General features: G+C 72.0%; 10 protein-coding genes. 8 read left to right on the top strand and 2 right to left on the bottom strand.

Annotated elements, in window-relative coordinates:
• Positions 1–27: 27 nt before the first annotated feature.
• Both O0S08_RS00620 and O0S08_RS00615 read right to left on the bottom strand, forming a co-directional pair.
• Positions 28–498 carry a hypothetical protein gene (locus O0S08_RS00620; protein WP_269036971.1) on the bottom strand — a complete coding sequence of 157 codons (471 nt, stop codon included), beginning with the start codon at positions 496–498 and terminating at the stop codon, positions 28–30.
• On the bottom strand, positions 495–1679 hold the full coding sequence (locus tag O0S08_RS00615) for a tetratricopeptide repeat protein (RefSeq protein ID WP_269036970.1): 1185 nt from the start codon (positions 1677–1679) through the stop codon (positions 495–497). Before O0S08_RS00615 ends, O0S08_RS00620 begins: the two co-directional genes overlap by 4 nt.
• A 219-nt stretch (positions 1680–1898) precedes the next feature.
• On the opposite strand from O0S08_RS00615, the gene clpB reads away from it, so the two are divergent.
• The 8 genes from clpB to O0S08_RS00575 all read left to right on the top strand — a co-directional run bounded on the left by clpB (position 1899) and on the right by O0S08_RS00575 (position 18686).
• Positions 1899–4517 (top strand): ATP-dependent chaperone ClpB, encoded by a 2619-nt coding sequence (clpB, locus tag O0S08_RS00610; RefSeq protein ID WP_269036969.1) that lies wholly within the window; start codon positions 1899–1901, stop codon positions 4515–4517.
• Positions 4518–5073: 556 nt separating this feature from the next.
• The gene (locus O0S08_RS00605; RefSeq protein WP_269036968.1) at positions 5074–6129 is read left to right on the top strand and encodes a lysylphosphatidylglycerol synthase domain-containing protein; all 1056 of its coding nucleotides are present in this window, start codon (positions 5074–5076) and stop codon (positions 6127–6129) included.
• 179 nt (positions 6130–6308) lie between these two features.
• Positions 6309–7793 (top strand): tetratricopeptide repeat protein, encoded by a 1485-nt coding sequence (locus tag O0S08_RS00600; protein ID WP_269036967.1) that lies wholly within the window; start codon positions 6309–6311, stop codon positions 7791–7793.
• A 422-nt stretch (positions 7794–8215) separates the two neighbouring features.
• Positions 8216–9850, top strand: coding sequence for a SpoIIE family protein phosphatase (locus O0S08_RS00595; protein WP_269036966.1), 1635 nt, complete (start codon positions 8216–8218; stop codon positions 9848–9850).
• A gap of 676 nt (positions 9851–10526) precedes the next feature.
• The gene (locus tag O0S08_RS00590; protein WP_269036965.1) at positions 10527–11387 is read left to right on the top strand and encodes an STAS domain-containing protein; all 861 of its coding nucleotides are present in this window, start codon (positions 10527–10529) and stop codon (positions 11385–11387) included.
• Positions 11388–11461: 74 nt separating this feature from the next.
• On the top strand, positions 11462–15895 hold the full coding sequence (locus tag O0S08_RS00585) for a WGR domain-containing protein (RefSeq protein ID WP_269036964.1): 4434 nt from the start codon (positions 11462–11464) through the stop codon (positions 15893–15895).
• Positions 15896–16125: 230 nt separating this feature from the next.
• Entirely contained in the window at positions 16126–17094 is a 969-nt protein-coding gene (locus tag O0S08_RS00580) for an alpha/beta hydrolase (protein WP_269036963.1), read from the top strand.
• A gap of 395 nt (positions 17095–17489) precedes the next feature.
• Positions 17490–18686 carry an STAS domain-containing protein gene (locus O0S08_RS00575; protein ID WP_269036962.1) on the top strand — a complete coding sequence of 399 codons (1197 nt, stop codon included), beginning with the start codon at positions 17490–17492 and terminating at the stop codon, positions 18684–18686.
• The last annotated feature ends 13 nt before the right edge of the window (positions 18687–18699 follow it).

Here is an 18699-nt window from a genome sequence, read left to right as displayed (position 1 = left end):
CGCAAGCCCTCGCGCAGCGCAGCGGCCTCAAAAGCGGAAGCCGAAAGAAAAGCCGCGCACCTCTCGGGACATCATCGGCGCGATCGCCATGCCGTGGTCCCGCATCCAGCGATGGTGCCGGGCCCGCTGGGTCAGGCCCCACGCGAGAAACACAGCGCCGGTGACCGCCATCAGGCCGCCCATGCCCACGCCGACGAGCCCGTAGATCTGCAGGCCGCGGCACGTCTGGTCGCTCGCGTTGGTGCCGTAGATGCGGTTGCAGTACTGCGGCGAGGCCATCACGTACATCGCCACGCCGAAGCCGGTGCGCAAGAGGCCCAGCGGCATGATGATCGAGCCGGTGACGACCTTCTCGTGGCCGTCGACCGGTTCGCGCTCGCGGTTCTCGCCGAAAGCGTAGTAGCCGCCGATCGACTCGGGGTCGCTCGGCGGCGGTGGGGGCGCCGCCAGCGCGAGCGCGCTCGCGAGCGCGACGATGCCGGTGGTCATCGCCATCATGTCCCTCCAGACAGCTCGGTGAAGCGCCGCACCTGGCGCTTGTAGAAGGCCGACTCGGGCTCGAGCCGGGACGCCTCGCGGATGGCCGCGACCGCCTCGGCGCCGCGCCCGAGCTGGTGCTGCAGCTCGGCCCGCAAGTAGTGGAGCTCGGCGTTGTCGGGCTGCCGCGCGCTCGCGGCGTCGACGGCCGCGAGCGCTTGCGCCTGCCCGCAACGCTCGCGGAAGGCGAACCATCCGAACGAGCTCTTGAGGTCGATGTTGTTCGGGTCGCTCGCGACCATCGCCTCGAGGCTCACGACCGCCTCGTCGTCGCGCCCGAGCTTGTGCAGCTCGCGGCCGATCGCCCGGTACGCCCGCACGCTCTCCTTGGCCGCGGGGAACTTCTGCTGCAGCTCCTTGTAGAGCGCGATCGCCCGCTCGGAGTCGCCGTCGATCTTCGCCACGAGGAAGGCCGCGCGGTCGGACATCGCCTTGGCCGCGAGGCCCTTGGCGTTGTCGGGGTCGCCCGCGATCACGCGGTCGAGCTCCGCGTCGGCCTGCGCGCGACGGGCCGCCAGCGCGTACGCGGCCCCCAGCTCGTAGCGCGCCTGCAGGTCGTCGGGCGCGGCCGCGACCTTCTGCTCGAGCTCGGCGAGCACGTCGCCGCCCGCGGCGATCTTCGCGAGCGCGGCGAGCAGGGCCGGCGGCTCCATCGCGTCGACGATGCGGCCCTTCTCGACCCCGCTGGCGTCGAGCACCAGCAGCGTCGGATAGGCCTGCACCTTGTAGCGCGCGACCAGCTCGGGCCCCTCGCCCTTCTCGGCGTCGACGTGCAGCGCGACGTACTTGGCCAGCGCCGCGCCGACATCCTCGCGGACGAACACCTTCTCCTCGAGCTCGCGGCACGGCGGGCACCAGTACGCGCCGACGTCGACGAACACCGGCTTGCCCTCCGCTTTCGCCGCGGCGAGCGCCGCCTCGAGATCGCCCTCGATCCACTTCACCGCCGACACGATCTCGCCGTCGCTCTGCACCCCCGGGGCGACGACCGGCGGCGGGTTCGCCGCGGCGGGCGTCGACGCCGTCGCGGGCGCGCCCGTCTTCGACCCCGTCGCCTCGGCCTTCGAGGCCGGCGCGCCGCACGAGCTCACGAGGAAGAGGGCAGCGAGCAGCGGACCGACGACGGCAGGGACGCGAGCCATGGCTCGCTTGAAGCTGCCCGGGAACCTCGCCGGCCGCAACTGCCACCGCGCGCGCAAGCTCAAAAGCTTGAGCCCTGGCAGGCGCTCGCGCAAGTGCGGCCGGCGCGTGAGGTCTCGGGACGCCCACGCCATCGCGCCATCGCGTTGCCATTTTGACACGCGAGCCCAGGCTACCGCAGTCCCCCGAGTTCTCTGTCGACGCCCGCCCGAGGAACCCCCATGGCCGTCTTCAACCCCGAAACTGCGACCCTCAAGACCCGTCAGGCGCTCGCGCACGCCCAGGCCATCAGCCGCGAGCTCGGTCATCCCGAGACCACCAGCCTGCACCTCCTCCTCGCCTCGTTGCAGCAAGAAGGCGGCCTCGCGCTGCCGCTGCTCGAGCGCACCGGCATCCACGGCGCCGCGGTCCTGCGCGCCATCCAGGCCGAGCTCGGCCGCCAGCCGCGCGTGCAGGGCGGCGACCAGCCGCCGCCGTCGCACGAGCTGCGCGAGCTCCTCGACCTCGCCGCGACCGAGGCCGAGCAGCTGCACGACCGCTTCGTCAGCACCGAGCACCTGATCCTCGCCTGCTTCAGCCCCAAGGCCGCGAAGCAGAAGATCCGCGCGGCCGAGCTGCTGGCCAAGCTCGGCGGCAACCGCGACCTGCTGCTGTCGGCGCTGGCGGAGATCCGCGGCACCCAGACGGTGCAGGACGACAACCCCGAGCAGAAGTACGAGGTGCTGCAGAAGTACTGCCGCGACCTCACCGCGGCCGCGCGGGCTGGCAAGCTCGACCCGGTGATCGGCCGCGACACGGAGATCCGCCGCGCGCTGCAGGTGCTGTCGCGCCGGACCAAGAACAACCCGGTGCTGATCGGCGACCCCGGCGTCGGCAAGACGGCGATCGCCGAGGGCATCGCCCAGCGGATCACCGCCGGCGACGTGCCCGAGAGCCTCAAGGACAAGAAGCTCCTCCAGCTCGACCTCGCGGCGCTGGTCGCCGGCGCCAAGTACCGCGGCGAATTCGAGGAGCGCCTCAAGGCCGTGCTGCAGGAGGTCGCGGCCGCGAACGGCAACATCATCCTCTTCATCGACGAGCTCCACACCCTCGTCGGCGCCGGCAAGGCCGAGGGCGCTCAGGACGCCGCCAACATGCTCAAGCCGGCGCTCGCGCGCGGCGAGCTGCGCTGCATCGGCGCCACCACGCTCGACGAGTACCGCAAGCACATCGAGAAGGACAAGGCGCTCGAGCGGCGCTTCCAGCCGGTCATGATCGACGAGCCCAGCGTCGACGACACGATCGCCATCCTCCGCGGCCTGCGCGACAAGTTCGAGGCCCACCACGGCATCCGCATCCAGGACGCCGCGATCGTGGCCGCGGCCAAGCTCAGCCACCGCTACATTCAGAACCGCTTCCTCCCCGACAAGGCGATCGACCTGGTCGACGAGGCGGCCGCGCGCCTGAAGATGGAGGTCGAGAGCGTGCCGCTGCCGATCGACGAGCGCGAGCGCAAGATCACCCGCCTCGAGATCGAGCGGCAGGCGCTCCTGCGCGAGGACAAGTCGGCCGCGGTCAAGAAGCGCCTCGGCGAGGTCGAGGCCGAGCTGGCCTCGCTGCGCGAGGAGGTCGCCGGCCTGCGCTCGCGCTGGCAGGGCGAGCGCGACCGGGTGCGCGAGATCAAGGAGCTCTCGGAGCAGATCGAGAACGTCAAGAACGAGGCCGCCCGGGCCCAGCGCGCCGGCGACTACAACCGCGTCGCCGAGCTGACCTACGGCACCATGCGCGCGCTCGAGAAGCAGCGCGAGGACGCCCGGGCCAAGCTCGAGGAGGCGGCCAAGAACAAGGACTCGTTCGTCCGCGAGGTCGTCACCGACGAGGACATCGCCGGCATCGTCAGCCGCTGGACCGGCATCCCCGTCAGCCGCATGCTCGCCAGCGAGGCCCAGCGCCTGGTCGACATGGAGTCCGTGCTGGAGCGCCGCGTCGTCGGCCAGCACGAGGCCGTGCACCGGGTCGCCCAGGCCGTCCGCCAGAGCCGCGCCGGCCTGTCCGACCCGGCGCGCCCGATCGGCTCGTTCCTGTTCCTCGGCCCGACCGGCGTCGGCAAGACCGAGCTGGCCAAGGCGCTCGCCGAGTTCCTGTTCGACGACGAGCGCCACGTCGTGCGCATCGACATGAGCGAGTACATGGAGAAGTTCTCCGTGTCGCGCCTGATCGGCTCGCCGCCGGGCTACGTCGGCCACGAGGAGGGCGGCCAGCTGACCGAGGCGATCCGCCGCCGGCCCTACAGCGTGGTCCTGCTCGACGAGATCGAGAAGGCCCACCCCGAGGTGTTCAACCTCCTGCTGCAGGTCCTCGACGACGGCCGCCTGACCGACAGCCAGGGCCACGTGGTCGACTTCCGCAACACCATCATCCTCATGACCAGCAACATCGGCAGCGAGCTCGCGGCCGAGGGGCTCGGCGGCAAGGCGCTCGAGCAGGCGCGCGAGCAGGTGCTGCGCCGCCACTTCCGGCCCGAGTTCCTCAACCGCCTCGACGGCGTGATCTCGTTCCACTCGCTCCAGCGCGAGGACATGATGGGCATCCTCGACATCCAGCTGGCCCGCATCGAGAACCGCCTGGCCCAGCGCGAGATCCACCTCGAGGTCTCGCCCGAGGCCAAGCGCCAGCTGGCCGACCGCGGCTACGACCCGACCTACGGCGCGCGCCCGCTCAAGCGCCTGCTGCAGAACACCCTGCTCGACCCCCTGGCCACCAGGATCCTCTCCAACGAGATCCGCCCCGGCCAGACCGTGGTCGCCACCGCCGGCAAGGACGCCGAGGGCGAACCGAGCATCGACCTGAAGGTCAAGTAGCCTTCATGAACTGAAGGACATGACCTGAAGGACATGCCGACGCTCCGGCCCGAGCGGCCCGAGCGTCGCGTCTTCGCGGCGCGAAGAGACGACCTCGGCCTGCCCTCGCATCCACGGCCGTCGTGCTTCCGGACTGTGACGGCCTCGGAGGTCGCTCGACTCGCCCGACCCTCCCGAGCTCGCCCTCGCATCGCACCGTCGTGCTTCCGACCGACGAGACGACCTCGGAGGTGGGCCGACTCGCCGGCTTCCGCTCATGCTCCGGCGCGGCTCGATCGCGCGGCCTGCCCGAGCTCTCCGCACATCTGCGACGTCGACGCGAGCTCGCCGACTCGTTCAGTCCCACTCGAGCTCCTCGCCACCACGGCGCCCCGCGCGACTCTCGTTCGCGCAGCGATGCGGCCTCCCCTCGTCCCGTCGAGCCGATCCCGGATCGTCCTTTCCTTGAAGATCTCTGTCGCCGTCGACACGAAGATCGCGCGTCCCGCCTTGACTCACGGCGGTCGCCGCGGTCGCCGCGTGCACCGCGGCCGGGGTCCGCCGTAGAGTGCGCGCTGTGGTCGAGTCCACACCGCCGCGACGACGCGCCCTGCTGTGGGCCGCCTCGTGCGTCGGCGCGGGCGTCCTCCTGTGGCTCGCCTCGCGCAAGGTCCCGCTGTGGCCCGACGTCCTGCACCTGCCGCGGCCGGGCCTGTTCGCCCTCGCGGCCGCGCTGCACGTGCCGTACAGCTTGATGCGCGCGGTGCGGCTGCGCTGGGCCTTGCCGCCGGGCGCACCTGTCTCTCGGGACTTGCTGCTCGGCAGCGGCCTGGTCTCGTTCCTCGTCATCTTGCTGCTGCCGCTGCGGCTCGGCGAGCTGTCGCGGCCGCTGATCCTCGCGCGCGCCGGGGTCGCCGGCCTCGGCCTGCCCGAGGCGATCGCCGCCATCGCCAGCGAGCGGCTGCTCGACGGCCTGCTCGTGGTCGGCATGTTGTTCCTCGGCCTCGGCCTGTCGACCGCCTTCAGCCCGGAGTTCGCCGCGCTGGTCGGCTCGGTCGAGCGGTTCGGCCTGGCCTCCGGCGTCGTCTTCGGCGGCCTGATGCTGGGCCTGGGCCTCCTGGCCTTCACGCCCCCGCGGCCCCACGGGCGCCTCGACGGCCTCGTGCGTCCGGTCCTGGGCGGGCGCCTCGCCGACTTCGTCTTCCACCTCGCCGCCGCCTTGCGGCCGATCTTCACCAGCGCCCGCGGCCTCGTCCTCCTCGGCGCCTCGCTCGTCTACTGGGCGATCACCCTCCTGCAGTTGTGGCTGGTGCTGCGGGCTTGCGGCCTCGACCTCGGCGCCGGCGAGGCCGCCGTGATCGTCGCCGTCGTCGGCCTCAGCATCCAGCTGCCAGGCGGTCCGGCCCAGGTCGGCAGCTTTCAGTTCGGCGCCGCCCTGGCCCTGCAGTTGTTCGTCGGCCCGGCCGAGCTCGTCGGGCCCGGCGCCAGCTTCGGCGCCCTGATGTACCTGCTCGGCCTCCTCGGCGCCCTCGTCCTCGCCCTCCCCGGCCTCGCCCTCCTTGGCCGCGACCGGCGCCGGCAGCCGACCGATCCCGCGTCCACCGGCCTTTCCGAACCCGGTCCGATCGCCTGACCTCCCGGTAATTCCCCCGCGGCCGCCCGGTCCGGGGCCGTTCACGCCGAGGCGTCGTCCCCGGCCCCCGCGCCTGGCCGTTGCTGGACGCCCGCCCCCGCGGGTATGCTCCGCCGGCGCGGCGCCGCCTGCCCCGCGCTGGAGAGTTCATGTCGCGCGACCTTCGTACGCTTCGCCAGTTGTTCCGCCCCGGTCTTCTGGGCCTGCTCGCCCTGACCCTCACCACCGCGGCGTGCGGCAAAAAGGGCGAGACCGCCGCCCCCGGCGAGAAGGGCATGTCGGTCGAGGAGGCCGACCGCAAGCGGGCCGAGGCGCAGAAGGCGGCCAAGGCCGACACTCTGGTCTCGCTGGCCAACCAGGACCTGGCCAAGGGCCGCTGGGCCTCGGCGCGTGAGCGGGCCAAGCGCGCGCTCGAGTCGGAGTCGAAGAACGCCGACGCCTACGCAGTGCTCGGCGCGGCCAACTGGCGCGCGGGTGACTACGCCGGCTCGACCAAGGCCTTCAAGGAGGCGCTCGAGCTCGACCGCAAGAACTTCGGCGCCGCGGTGGGCCTCGGCCGCAACTACCAGGCGGTCGGCGACCACAAGTCGGCGATCGAGCTGCAGGACACGATCCTCGCGGCCGACCAGAACCAGATCGACCCGCTGCTGGTCAAGCTGTGGAGCTACTACGCCCAGCTCGACGCGGCCAACGCGGTCAAGACGCTCGACGCGGTGTTCAAGCTGATCGAGCCCGACAACCCGCTGCTGCCGCTGCTGCAGAGCCACGCCGCGTTCATGCGGCCGCTCGAGGGCAAGGGCGAGCTGGCCAAGGTCGAAGGCGCCAAGGGCACCTCCGACCTGCAGATCGATCCGACCCAGGGGCTCAAGCACTCGGGCGCGACCGTCGGCGGCGAGTACACGCGGGTGCTGCTGCTCGAGCTGCGCGAGGAGGCGCGGATCCACAAGGCCTTCGCCGACCAGCTCAAGCTGAAGGAGGTCGCCAAGATCAAGACCTTCGGCAGCGACGCGGAGACCAGCATCGTCCTCATCCCCGAGATCAAGTTCGGCGACCTCAAGATCACCAACGTCCCGGCGATCGTCGACGACCTCTCGACCTTCGGCCTCGGCGAGACGCCCGGGGTCCTGCTCGGTCGCCAGGTCCTGAGCAAGATCGGCGCGATCACCTTCGACTTCCCCAACGCCTCGCTCGAGCTCCAGAGCGCCCCGCCCACCGGCGCGCCCGCGGGCAGCATCGCCTCGCAGCTGCTCCTGCTCGACCTCCACCTGTTCCTCGTCCCCTCGGTCCCCGTCACCCTCGACGGCTCCGACGCCCAGTTCTACGCCTGGCTCGGCGGCTCCTACGGCACCGCCCTCACCGTGGCCAAGAAGAACTACCTCAAGAGCGGCCACCTGCCCCGCGAGCTCGACCCGCTCGACGACCCCAACGCCGGCCTCAAGATGATCTACGTCGACCAGGCCAAGGTCGGCGACCTCGGCGTCAAGGGCGTCGGCGGCCTCGTCCTCGCCAACACCCCGCCCGACAGCGGCCTCGCCCAGGTCGTCGAGCTCGGCGGCTTCGAGCTCGGCGGCTACGTCAACGTGCCGCTGCTCAAGAGCATGAAGGTCACCTACGCCCTCTCCCAGGGCCAGGTGTTCTTCACCCCGAAGACCCCGGCCAAGTGACGGCGGCGCGGGCCCGGCCCCGCAGCGACGAACATGCGACTTCGCGGCCTCGCCGTGAAGTCGCTTTCATTTTGCCCTCCCGCGAACCGACGACCGCGCAGCATCACTCGCGCTCGTGACTCTCCACCTCGCCCGCGACCACCCGCCCCGCACCCATCACTCGCACCCGCGGCTCGTGACTTCTCCACCCTCGCCCACGCCGACCGCCTCGCAGCAGGCATCCTTCGCGCCCACGGCTCGTGACTTCACCACCCGTGCTCCCACGGAGTCGACCTCGCCGGTGAGGCGCAGCCCGCCATTCGCGTGCGCGGCGAACCCCGCACCGAGAGGCCCGTTCGCCGCGGCGACCCGCTGGCGGCCGCTGCGGCGCCGCTCGCCGGCTCCGCGCGCCCCCGCCCGCGCTTTTGGTTTATCGTGACGCCGTGGCCGGATGGTTGGAGATCCGCCGGGGCCAGGCTCCCGTCACCAACGTCAACCTCGTCGGGCGTCGCGTCGTCGTCGGCCGCTCTCCTGACTGCGACGTCGTCCTCAACACCACCTCGGTCTCGCGCCAGCACGCCGAGCTGATCTGCGACGACCACGGCTGGCGGGTCCGCGACCTCGGCAGCCGCAACGGCACGGGCGTCAACGGCACCCGCGTCGCCGGCGAGCGCGCCCTGCAGTCGGGCGACGTCCTCCGCATCGACGAGTTCGACCTCGTCTTCCACGCCGGCCCGGCCCCCCTGCGGCCCGCCGCCCGCCCACGCACCAGCGTCACCGACGGCGCCTTCGGCCCGGCGCGCACCCTGCAGGAGCTGGGGCCGCCCAAGGTCGACGCCTCGCACCTCTCGCGCGTCCTCGGCTTCAGCGCCGCGCTGCTGGCCGAAGAGGCAGCCGACCGGCGGATGTTCCAGCTGTGCGAGCTGATGACGAGCGCGCACTTCCACGGCAACGCCGCCGTGGTCCTGCGGATCCTCCGCTCCGACGCCAGCGCCCCCGAGATCCTGTCGGGCCCGACCGGCCCCGGCGGCGAGCCGCCGATCAGCCGCTCGGTGATCAAGGCGGTGCTCGCCAGCGACGCCCCCGTGCTCGCCAGCTCCGGCCCGGCCGGGCCGAAGAACAACATGGTCCAGATGTCGGTCGTGTTCGGTGGCCAGGCCACCGCCGCGGTGGCGTGCCCGATCCGCGGCGACGCCGAGCACCTCGACGTCCTCTACGTCATGCTCCCCGGCCAGTACGGCACCGCCGAGTGGCTCGCCCTCGCCTCCCTCGCCTCGGCCATGTACCGCCAGGCCGAGGACGCCTGGACCGCGCGCGAGGCCGCCCAGCGCCAGGCCCTGCTCGAGGAGGAGCTGCGGCGCGCGAGCGCGATCCAGGCCCGACTTGTCCCTCGGGACATGTCCTCCGGGTCACTTCAGATCGGCTTCGGCTTCACCCCGTGCAAGGGCGTCGGCGGCGACTACGTCGACGCCCTGCCGACCCGCGACGGCCGCGTCCTCGTCACCGTCATGGACGTCGCCGGCAAGGGCATCGACGCCGCGCTGATCGCCTCCGGCCTGCACACCACGGTGCACCTCGCGGTCCGCCAGGGCATGTCGCTGCCCGACCTCGTGCACACGTTGAATCGGCAGCTGCTCGACACCTGGAGCGGCGAGACCTTCGTGACCCTCGCGGCCGCGCTGATCGACCCGCGCACCGGCGCGCTCGAGGCGGTCGGCTGCGGCCACCCTGCGCCGATGGTCGTCACCCCGAACGGGACGATCCGCGAGCTCCGCCTGGCCGAGGGCATGCCGATCGGCCTCCTCGACATCGAGCTCGAGCTCAGCGACGACCGCCTGCGCCCCGGCGAGCTGCTCCTCCTCTACTCCGACGGCCTGTCCGAGTGTTTTAATGAGGAGGACAAGATCCTCGGCGTCGACGGCCTCACCGAGATGGTCGCCGACATCCGCCGCGCCGCCGGCCGCAAGCCCGACCTCGAGTGGTTCGAGGCCCAGCTCAAGGACCGCCTCGCCCTCCACCGCGGCCGCGCCCCCGCCTCCGACGACATCAGCTTCGCCCTCGCCCTGTTCGGCGCCTGAGGCGGCGGCCCATCCGGACCTTCTCTTCGCAACATGTTCGATGGGGAATGTTCGTTCGGACATTCCCTCGAGAGCATGTCCGAAAGCGCCTGTGAGTTCACGGGCGCACCGGCCGCGGCGACCGACGAGCACCGCGAACAGCGCGGCGGAGAACGAGCGCGGCCCGCTCCAAATGCCCCGCTCGCCGCGCTCGTGGCGTGCCTCGGAGATGCTCCGTTCGCGCCTCGGCATCTCGAGTCGTCTTCGGCCGAGCTCCGACAGACCGTACGCGACCGACGAGCCACCCGACGGCGTGGCGGAGAACAGGCCCGCTCCAAGTCCTGCTGCCGAGAGCACACGCGCCCCGGCAGGCGTGCAAGGGGATTGGCATCTGCGCTCCGGAGCTCGTCGTCTGCGTCGGGCCTGCTGACTCGCGGCCACGCAGTCATCGCCCGTGCAGAGACCGCGGCCGCCAGAGTTGCCCTCGCGTCAGCCTCGGCGAGGTGACCCGAGGTCGCGCAGCCGACCGCGGCGGAGCGTCTCCCTCGCCTCCACGCCGTGGATGAGCTCGCCGGGCCCGCGCGGTAAGACCTGTCCTCGGAGACATCCTCTTGCACCCGCTCGCGACCTCGCGCGCTTGCGCGCCGCGAGCTTCTGCTTTGCCCCACGAACGACGTTTTTGTAACGTCGACGTCCCATGGCCGACACTCATGCCGAAGAGCTGGCGGCGTTGCGGGCGGAGAACGAGCGCCTGCGGGGCGAGCTCACCGCCCTGGCGCAGGCCGAGGAGCGCTTCCGGGTGCTGTTCGAGCACTCCTCGGACGCTCACCTGATCTTCGATCACACCGGCATCCTCGACTGCAACAGCGCCGCCATGCGGATGCTCCGCTGCGACGACCGCTCGCGGCTGCGCTCGTCGCACCCGGCCCAGCTGTCGCCCGAGCGGCAGCCCGACGGTCGGCTCTCGCGCGAGAAGTCGATCGAGATGGACGACACTGCCCGCACCCGCGGCGTGCACCGCTTCGAGTGGCTGCACCGGCGCATGGACGGCGAGGTGTTCCCGGTCGAGGTCACGCTCACGCCGGTGCGCCTGCCGAGCGGCCCGGTGATGCTGGTGGCCTGGCGCGACCTCACCGAGCGGCGGGCCCGCGAGGCCGAGCTGCGCGAGCACGCGGTCCAGCTCGCGCTGCAGGAGCAGGTAATCCGCCGCCTCTCGACGCCGATCCTCAGCGTCGCCGCCGGCGTCCTGCTGGTCCCGATCGTCGGCGAGCTCGATCGCGACGGCGCCGCGACCATGATGAACAGCGTCCTGCAAGCCATCACCGATCGCCGCGCCCGCACGGTCATCCTCGACCTCACCGGCGCCGGCGACCTCGACACGAGCACCACCGCGGCCCTCGTGCGCACCGGCACCGCCGCGTCCTTGCTCGGCGCGGGCGTCGTGCTGGCCGGCATCCAGCCGTCTCTGGCCCGCACCCTCGTCGACCTCGGCGTCGATCTGTCGCAGCTCCGCACCACCGCAACCGCCGAACAGGCCCTCGCCGCCGCGTTCGGGTAGACATGACGGCTCGCGCGCATTTGCGCACCGCGTGAGGGTGACGATCCGCGATCCGCCCACTATCCTCGCGGCCAATGCCGCAAGCGAAGCAGAAGTCCAGGGCCAAGAAGAAGGCGACCGCCGGGGCGAAGACCAAAAAGGCCGCCAAGAAGCCCGCCGCCAGGGCCAAGAAGGCCGCCAAGACTGCGGCGAGAAGAGCTGCGAAGGCGGTGAAGAAGGCCGACAAGAAAGCCGCCGCCAAGGCCAAGAAGGCCGGCAAGAAGACCCCCGCCAAGAAGGCCGGCACCAAGGCCACCAAGAAGACCGGCACCAAGTCCGCCAAGAAGCCCGGCACCAAGTCCGCCAAGAAGCCCGGCACCAAGGCCGCCAAGGCGAAGTCGGGCGGCAAGTCGGCCAGGGCAAAGTCGGGCAAGCAGACCGCCTCGCGTCCGCGGCCGGCGCTCGGGCCCGCGTCGCCGGAGATCATGGCCGCCAGGCGCTTCTACGCCCTGCCGATCGACGGCGAAGCCTACGCCGCGAGCGACGAGGGCCTGACCGATCGGTCAGGTGACGATCTGGTCGCCGCGCACCTCGGGCGCAACTTCGGCTACTTCGGCGCGATCGACAAGACCCTGTCCGGCTTCTACGTCCTCGACGACGAGGGCGACAACTACTACCTCGCCGACCTGCGCGACAGCGGCCAGGTGTACTGGCAGGACCACGAGGACCGCGAGGTCGTGCTCCGCTTCGACAGCGTCGAAGACTTCGCCGCCTATCGCGACGCCAAGCGCGAGGCCAGCGACAACGACGACGAGGAGGAGGAAGACGACGACGACATCGCCGCCCGCTTCCGGCCGCGCAAGCTCAAGTCGACCAGCGAGCGACGGCCGACCACCGCCGCCCTGCTCGAGCGCTATCAGTGGTTGATGTGGCTGTTCGCCCGGGCCCACGAGCTGCGCGGGCAGACCATCGACAGCGACGAGGACATGGCGCGCCGCGCCTACGGCCACCTGCGCGCCGCCTTCGACGACCGCGCCGCCGAGGCCAAGGCCTTCGCCGCCGAGCGCGGGCGCCTCGCCGACGACCCGCACCTCGGCATCTACTGGTTGCTGCACACCAGCCTCCTCGCCGACCACGCCCGCCGTGACGAGGTCGTCGCCGCCCTCGCCGGCAGCGAGCACCCCCTCGTGCACGCCTTCGTCGCCGCCTTCGGCGCCCTCGCCCACGACGGCGACGTCGCCGCCGCCCCCGGCTTCCGCGCCCGCCGCTCCCTGCTCCTCTTTTACACCGGCGGCGCCGTCAGCAGCGAAGAGGTCGACCTCGAGCGCCTGACCGCCGCAGTGTTCGCCGACCCCGTCGCCCACGGCTTCGTCAAGGCCGAGCGCCTGGTCGACACCGCCGCCGCCACCGGCCAGCTCGATCGCCTGCACGCCCTCGTCGCCGCCGGCCCGCCCGGGGTCGAGCTCGGCTTCCAGGCCCTCGCCGCCCTGCTCGACGTCCGCGCCGGCGTCCGGGCCAGCCACGCCGCCGATTCTGTCCTTCAGACCATGCACGAAAGTGCAGATCTCGATCTGCTCGGAGCCGTGCTCGAGCCGCTGGCCCCGCTGGCGATCGACCGCCTGCGCGTGCGCGACCTGATCGACGGCGTGCTCGCGCGCGACCCGTACCACTGGGGCGTCCTCCACGCCGCCCAGGCGGCCGCCGAGCGCGACGGCGACGGCGCGCGGGCCGAGCAGTTCGCCGCGCGGATCGCCCCGCTCGCCGAGGTGCGACCGCTCCTGCTGCAGCTCTACGCCGAGGACGACGACGAACGCGAGGCCGGGCTCAAGAAGCTGCGCAAGCTCGCCCCGCCGCAGCGCCTCTTGCTCGCGCGGCGGCTGCTCCTCATGGCCGGGCAGATCGCCGGCGACGTCCTCGCTGCGGCGGTCGACGTCCTGCTCTCGGCCGACGACCGCGAGGCCCTCGCCGACCTGCAGACCGCGGCCGCCGGCTTGAACGATCCGTCCGACTTCGCCGCCCAGCTCGCCCTCTTGCGCGAGGACGGCATCGTCGACCTCGCCGACCCACTGCTGCCGACCTTCCAGGCCCTGTTGATGCGGCCCGAGAGCGGCGGGTTCTTCGACGACGACTACAAGGAGGATCTGGTCGAGAAGCTGGCGCCGATCGCCCACGAGCCGGCGCTCTTCGACTGGCTGCTGGCCGCGCTGGCCGAGGACGGCCGCCACGTGCTGCGCGACAAGATCCTCTCGAAGCTGTTCATCGCCTACAGCGACAACCAGGTGGTCCGTCGCCTGTCCGAAGGGCAAGCTTTCCGCCTGGTCCGCCTGGCCGCGCGCCTCGGCGTCAAGCCGGCCGGCGCGGACGACGACGACGACGGCGTGTTCCCGGCGATCCACGTCTACCACGCCGCCGGTCGGGTCCTGTTCTACTTCACCAACCCGGGCGGCTTGCAGGCGATCGCCGAGCTCCTCGGCGAGACGACCGACGCGGAGCTGCTGGGCAACCTCTACAGCGGCCTCACGCACATCGGGACCGAGCCCGCGCTGGGGCTGTTGCGCTCGCGCCTGTTCATCGAGCGGCGGCAGGTCTGGTACCTGTGCAACGCCGTCGCCGAGACCTTCGACGACGCCGGCCACGGCGAGATCATGGCCGAGCTCGAGCGGACCCGCAGCGACCACGCCGCCGACAGCTACGCGGTGGTGTTCCTCGACTTCGAGAACGACACCAAGAAGAAGCCGCACGCCTACGTCGCCGCGATCGCGCGGGCCGTGCTCGGCTGGCCCGAGCCGACCGACGCCCGCGCTCGCAGCCAGCGCAAGTTCGTGCTGATGCACGCGGTCCGGCTCGGGCTCGAGAGCGGCGACCACGAGCTGGTGCGCCAGGCCCACGCGGCCGCGCAGGCGATCGCCGAGCCGCCGCTCTCCAACCTCTCGGAGCTGCACTACGAGCGCGCGACCGACGACCCGTGGGAGTCGTTCAAGGCCAAGGACCGCAAGCAGCTCGAGCGCGTGCTGGCCGGGACCTCCGCGACCGCGGAGCCGCGCAAGGCCGCCAAGCCGCTGAAGAAGATCAGCGACGACGCGCTCGCCGAGCTGGCCGGCGTGCCCATCGATCGCCGCTTCCTCACCACGCCCGCCGGCGAGGTGTGGTTCTTCGACAAGCAGGAGCGCCTGCACGTGTTCGACGGCCAGGAGGTCAAGGCGCCGCCGTTCGAGGTCGTGGCCGGCGTCGACGACCTCGGCGCCTTCCTCGCCGACGCCGAGCGCTGCGACGGCCACGTCGTCCACTGGAACGCCTCGGCCGGGCAGTTCCGCGACATTGTCCGCTACGGCGATCGCGTGCTCGTGTTCGAGGGCACCAACAACGGCCGCTTCGCCGGCCACGGCTTCGTCGCCGACGGGCCCGGGGCCGGCGAGGCGCTGTACCGCAAGATCGTCGACCACCCGGCCAAGGACTGGTTCGTCGCCGAGCCCTGGTACGTGCCGCAGCGCGGCGGCGTCCTCCGCACCTACTACGCCCCGCTCGAGGGCGGCAAGTACTCCGACGACCGCGAGTACGTGTACGAGCTGCGCGAGGAGCCCGAGGCGCAGGCCGAGGTCGAGGCGCGGGTGCTGGCGCTGCTGAAGCGTCCCGGCGCGCGCGTGGCCTGCATCGAGTGGACGGACAACCGCCGCCGCCCTGGCGACATGGGCCTGCTCGAGTACCTCACGGACCGCGCCCGCGACGACGAGCGCTCGCCGAGCTGGCACCTCGAGGCGTTCGCCGAGTTCGAGCGGCTGCTGGCGGAGTGGGGCTGGACGCCGGTGGTACCTGGCCTTTCGGTCAGCCGCGGCGCGCCGCCCGACGAGGCGGCGATCGCCTGCTTCGCCGCGGCGGCCGGGGCGGAGGCGCCGGAGAAGCTGCGCGGCGCGTGGGCCCACGGCCCGCTGTCGTGGCGGATCGGCGAGCGCGGCCTGTCCTTCCTCGGGCCCGACGAGGCGCTGGCGCGCGGGCCGGCGCTGATGGACCGGGTCGAGGCGCTCGCGGCCAAGCAGTCGTCGGCGGACGCGGAGGCGCTGCGCGAGCTGATGGCGGGGGCGCAGGTGGTGATCGAGGACGCGCAGCAGCAGCCGGTGGTGCTGTTCGTGCCGAATTCGCCGTCGCGCAAGGAGGGCCGCGTGTTCGTCGACTACGACGTGACGGGCAAGCCGGACGACCTGTGGTACGAGGGGGCGTTCGAGTGGTTCATCGCCGAGTCGCTGGCGCGCCCGTTCGTGGCTGCTCTCGGCGAGGCCTGCCCGGAGCTGCTCGGCCTGCCGTACGGGGCGCGCCGCCACGACGGGGTGGTGCGGCGGCGCTACACGCAGGACGGGAAGTTCTGGGAGGTGGTGTTCGATCCGCCGGGGGCGTTCGTGCTGACGCGCTCGGGCAAGCTCGGCGCGGCGGGCAGCGAGAAGCTGCGGCGGTTCGATGGCGAGGACGAGGCGCGGGCGCAATTTGAAAAGCTGGTCAAGGGCAAGACCGGCGAGGGCTGGCGGCTGGCCAAGTGACCGGGCGCGGGGCTGCTTCTTGGCGGGCCCGAATGTCCTTCGGAGCATGCTCGATGGGGCATGCTCTCTTAGTCATGTCGTTAAAGACATTTCCTTAAAGACATGTTCCCGCGTGCGGCGATCCAGCTCGACCGGCGGAGCCGTCCGAGGTCGAGCGTCGTCGTTCACGAGCCGGCCTTCGTTTGTGGGCGCGAGCCACCGGTCCGCGGCCGCGTGATACCCTGCGCGCCATGCTGCTCCACGTCGAGCCGGTCGCCGCCGAGGTCGCCGCCGAGACCCTCGCTTTCAACGAAGGGCTCGAGGCCATGCTCGCCAAGATCCCGTCCGCGCACACGGTCCCGCCCGCGCTCGTCCGCGCCGGACGGCGCGCCGGCAAGGGCACCTTCCCGGCGCCGGTGTACCTGCCGAACATGCGAGACCTCGAGATCCCGGCCCGCGGCGGCCCGGTGCGGCTCCGCGTCGCCCGTCCGCCGTCCGCCGCGCGCGGGGTCTATCTCCACCTTCACGGCGGCGGCTGGATGCTCGGCGCCGCCGACCTGCAAGACCCCGCCCTCACGGCGCTGGCCGCCGCGACCGGGCTCGTCGTGGTCAGCGTCGACTATCGCCTCGCGCCCGAGCACCCCTTCCCGGCCGGGCCCGACGACTGCGAGGACGCGGCCCGCTGGCTCGTCGAGCACGGCGCCCGGGTCCTCGACGCGCCGCCCGTCTTCACGATCGGCGGCGAGTCTGCCGGTGCTCACCTCGCCGTGCTCACGCTGCTGCGCCTGCGCGATCGAGGCGACCTCGCGCGGGTGTTTCGCGCGGCGAACCTCGTCTACGGCGCTTACGACCTGTCGCTGACGCCGAGCCAGCGCGCGTGGGGCGAGCGCAACCTCGTGCTCTCGCGCCCGCTCATCGAGTACTTCGGCGCCGCCTTCGCGCCGGGCCGCTCGCTCGAGCAGCGCCGCGTCCCCGAGCTCTCGCCGCTCTACGCCGACCTCCGCGGCCTGGTCCCCGCGCTCTTCACCGTCGGTACCCTCGATCCGCTGCTCGACGACACCCTGTTCATGGCGACCCGCTGGCGCATGGCGGGCAACCCCGGCGAGCTGCGCGTCTGGCCCGACGCGGTGCACGGCTTCAACAGCTTCCCGATCGCCCTCGGCCGCCTCGCCGACGCGGCGACGTACGAGTACCTCGCGCGCATGCTGCCGGCGACCTGAGCGGCGTACTCACGACCGCGTCTCGGCCTCGGTCGCCACGAGGCGGCCGGGCGTACTCACGCCCGCGTCTCGGTCTCGGTCGCCACGAGGCGGCCGGTCGCGCTCGAAGACCGCGTCGTTGCCGGCGCGCTGCGCCCAGGCCGCGGCGAGGGCCGGCCACGCCGCCCGGCGCTCCGCGCGGCGATGCGGATTCGGCGGTGGAGGTCGGCGGAAGATCGTCTCTTTGCCGCCCGCCGCGCCTGTACGACAAGCTCGCACGGGCCGATGGGATGACGCCGCGCTGCGTGCTCCGTCCGCATCGCCGCGGCCATCTGGCTCAAGGGCCATGTGCGCACATCGGCGCGCCGCGCGGCGAACTCGTATGCATGTCCCTTGGGACATAGCGTGAGCGACCCGTGACCACGTCCGTCCACCCGGGAGATTCCGCAACCGTGGACGCGTACTTCACCGAGGGCCTGGGTATCCTGAACCCCGTGAACGATCGCTGCGACAACGCTCCTCACCTCACGGTCGAAGTGGACGACGTTCTTCGGGTCCTCCGCTGGAACCGGCGAGCGGAGCGTGTGCTCGGCGTCGGCGCTGCCGAAGCGGTCGGTCGCCCGCTCGCGGAGCTCTTGCCCGTGCTCGGCGAGCCCGACGCCTGGGCGGCGCGCCTCATCGCGGACAGCGAGGAGCCCGAGGTCTTGCAGATCGCCCGGCCCGACGACGAGCTGTATCTCGCGGCGTGGTGGGAGGTGACGCGAGACGACGACGGCCGGGTCGTCGGCGCGACGCTGTACGGCCACGACATCACCGCGCGCGAGCGAGAGTTCCGTCGTCGCGGCCTCGAGTCGAAGATGCTCGGGGCGCTCCTCGACAACCTCGACCTCGTGGTGTGCTCGATCGACAAGCAGGGCGTCTTCGCGTCGCAGCAGGGCAAGGCGCTCCAGACCGTCGGGCTCAGCCCGGGTCAATTCGTCGGCCAGAACTACTTCGATCTGTTCGGCGGCACCGAGGCGGGCGATGCCACGCGCAGGGCGATGAACGGCGAGGCCCAGCTGGCGGTGCCGTCCGAGGTGTACGGCGTCCACTGGCTCAGCTGGACCCTGCCGATCGAGGACAGCGAGCTGTCGGTCATCTCGGTGTCGCTCGACGTCACCGACACCAAGCGCAACGAGCTCGAGCTGCGCGCCAAGCTCGATCTGATCGAGCGGCAGCAGCAGGTGATCCGCGAGCTGTCGACGCCGATCATCGAGGTGTGGGACGGCGTGCTCACCCTGCCGATCGTCGGCCTCGTCGACACCGTCCGCACCGCCGAGATCATGGACAACCTGCTGCAGGCGGTCACGCGCTCGCGGGCGAAGTTCGCGATCCTCGACCTCACCGGCGTCGAGGTCGTCGACACCGGCACCGCGAGCCACCTGATCCGGCTGATCCAGGCGATCCGCCTGCTCGGGGCGGAGGGCATCCTCACCGGCATTCATCCGACCATCGCCCAGACGATCGTGGCCCTCGGCGTCGACCTCACGCGCGTGGCCGTGTTCGGCAAGCTCCGCGACGCCCTCACGCACTGCATCGCCCGCCTCGGTCGCCCCTCGCGGCCGCGCTCCTGAGCGTTCCATCACC

This window comes from Nannocystis punicea (assembly GCF_026965555.1).
GTDB classification, from domain to species: Bacteria; Myxococcota_A; Polyangia; order Nannocystales; family Nannocystaceae; genus Nannocystis; species Nannocystis punicea.
This window is presented reverse-complemented; position numbering and strand designations above follow the sequence as displayed.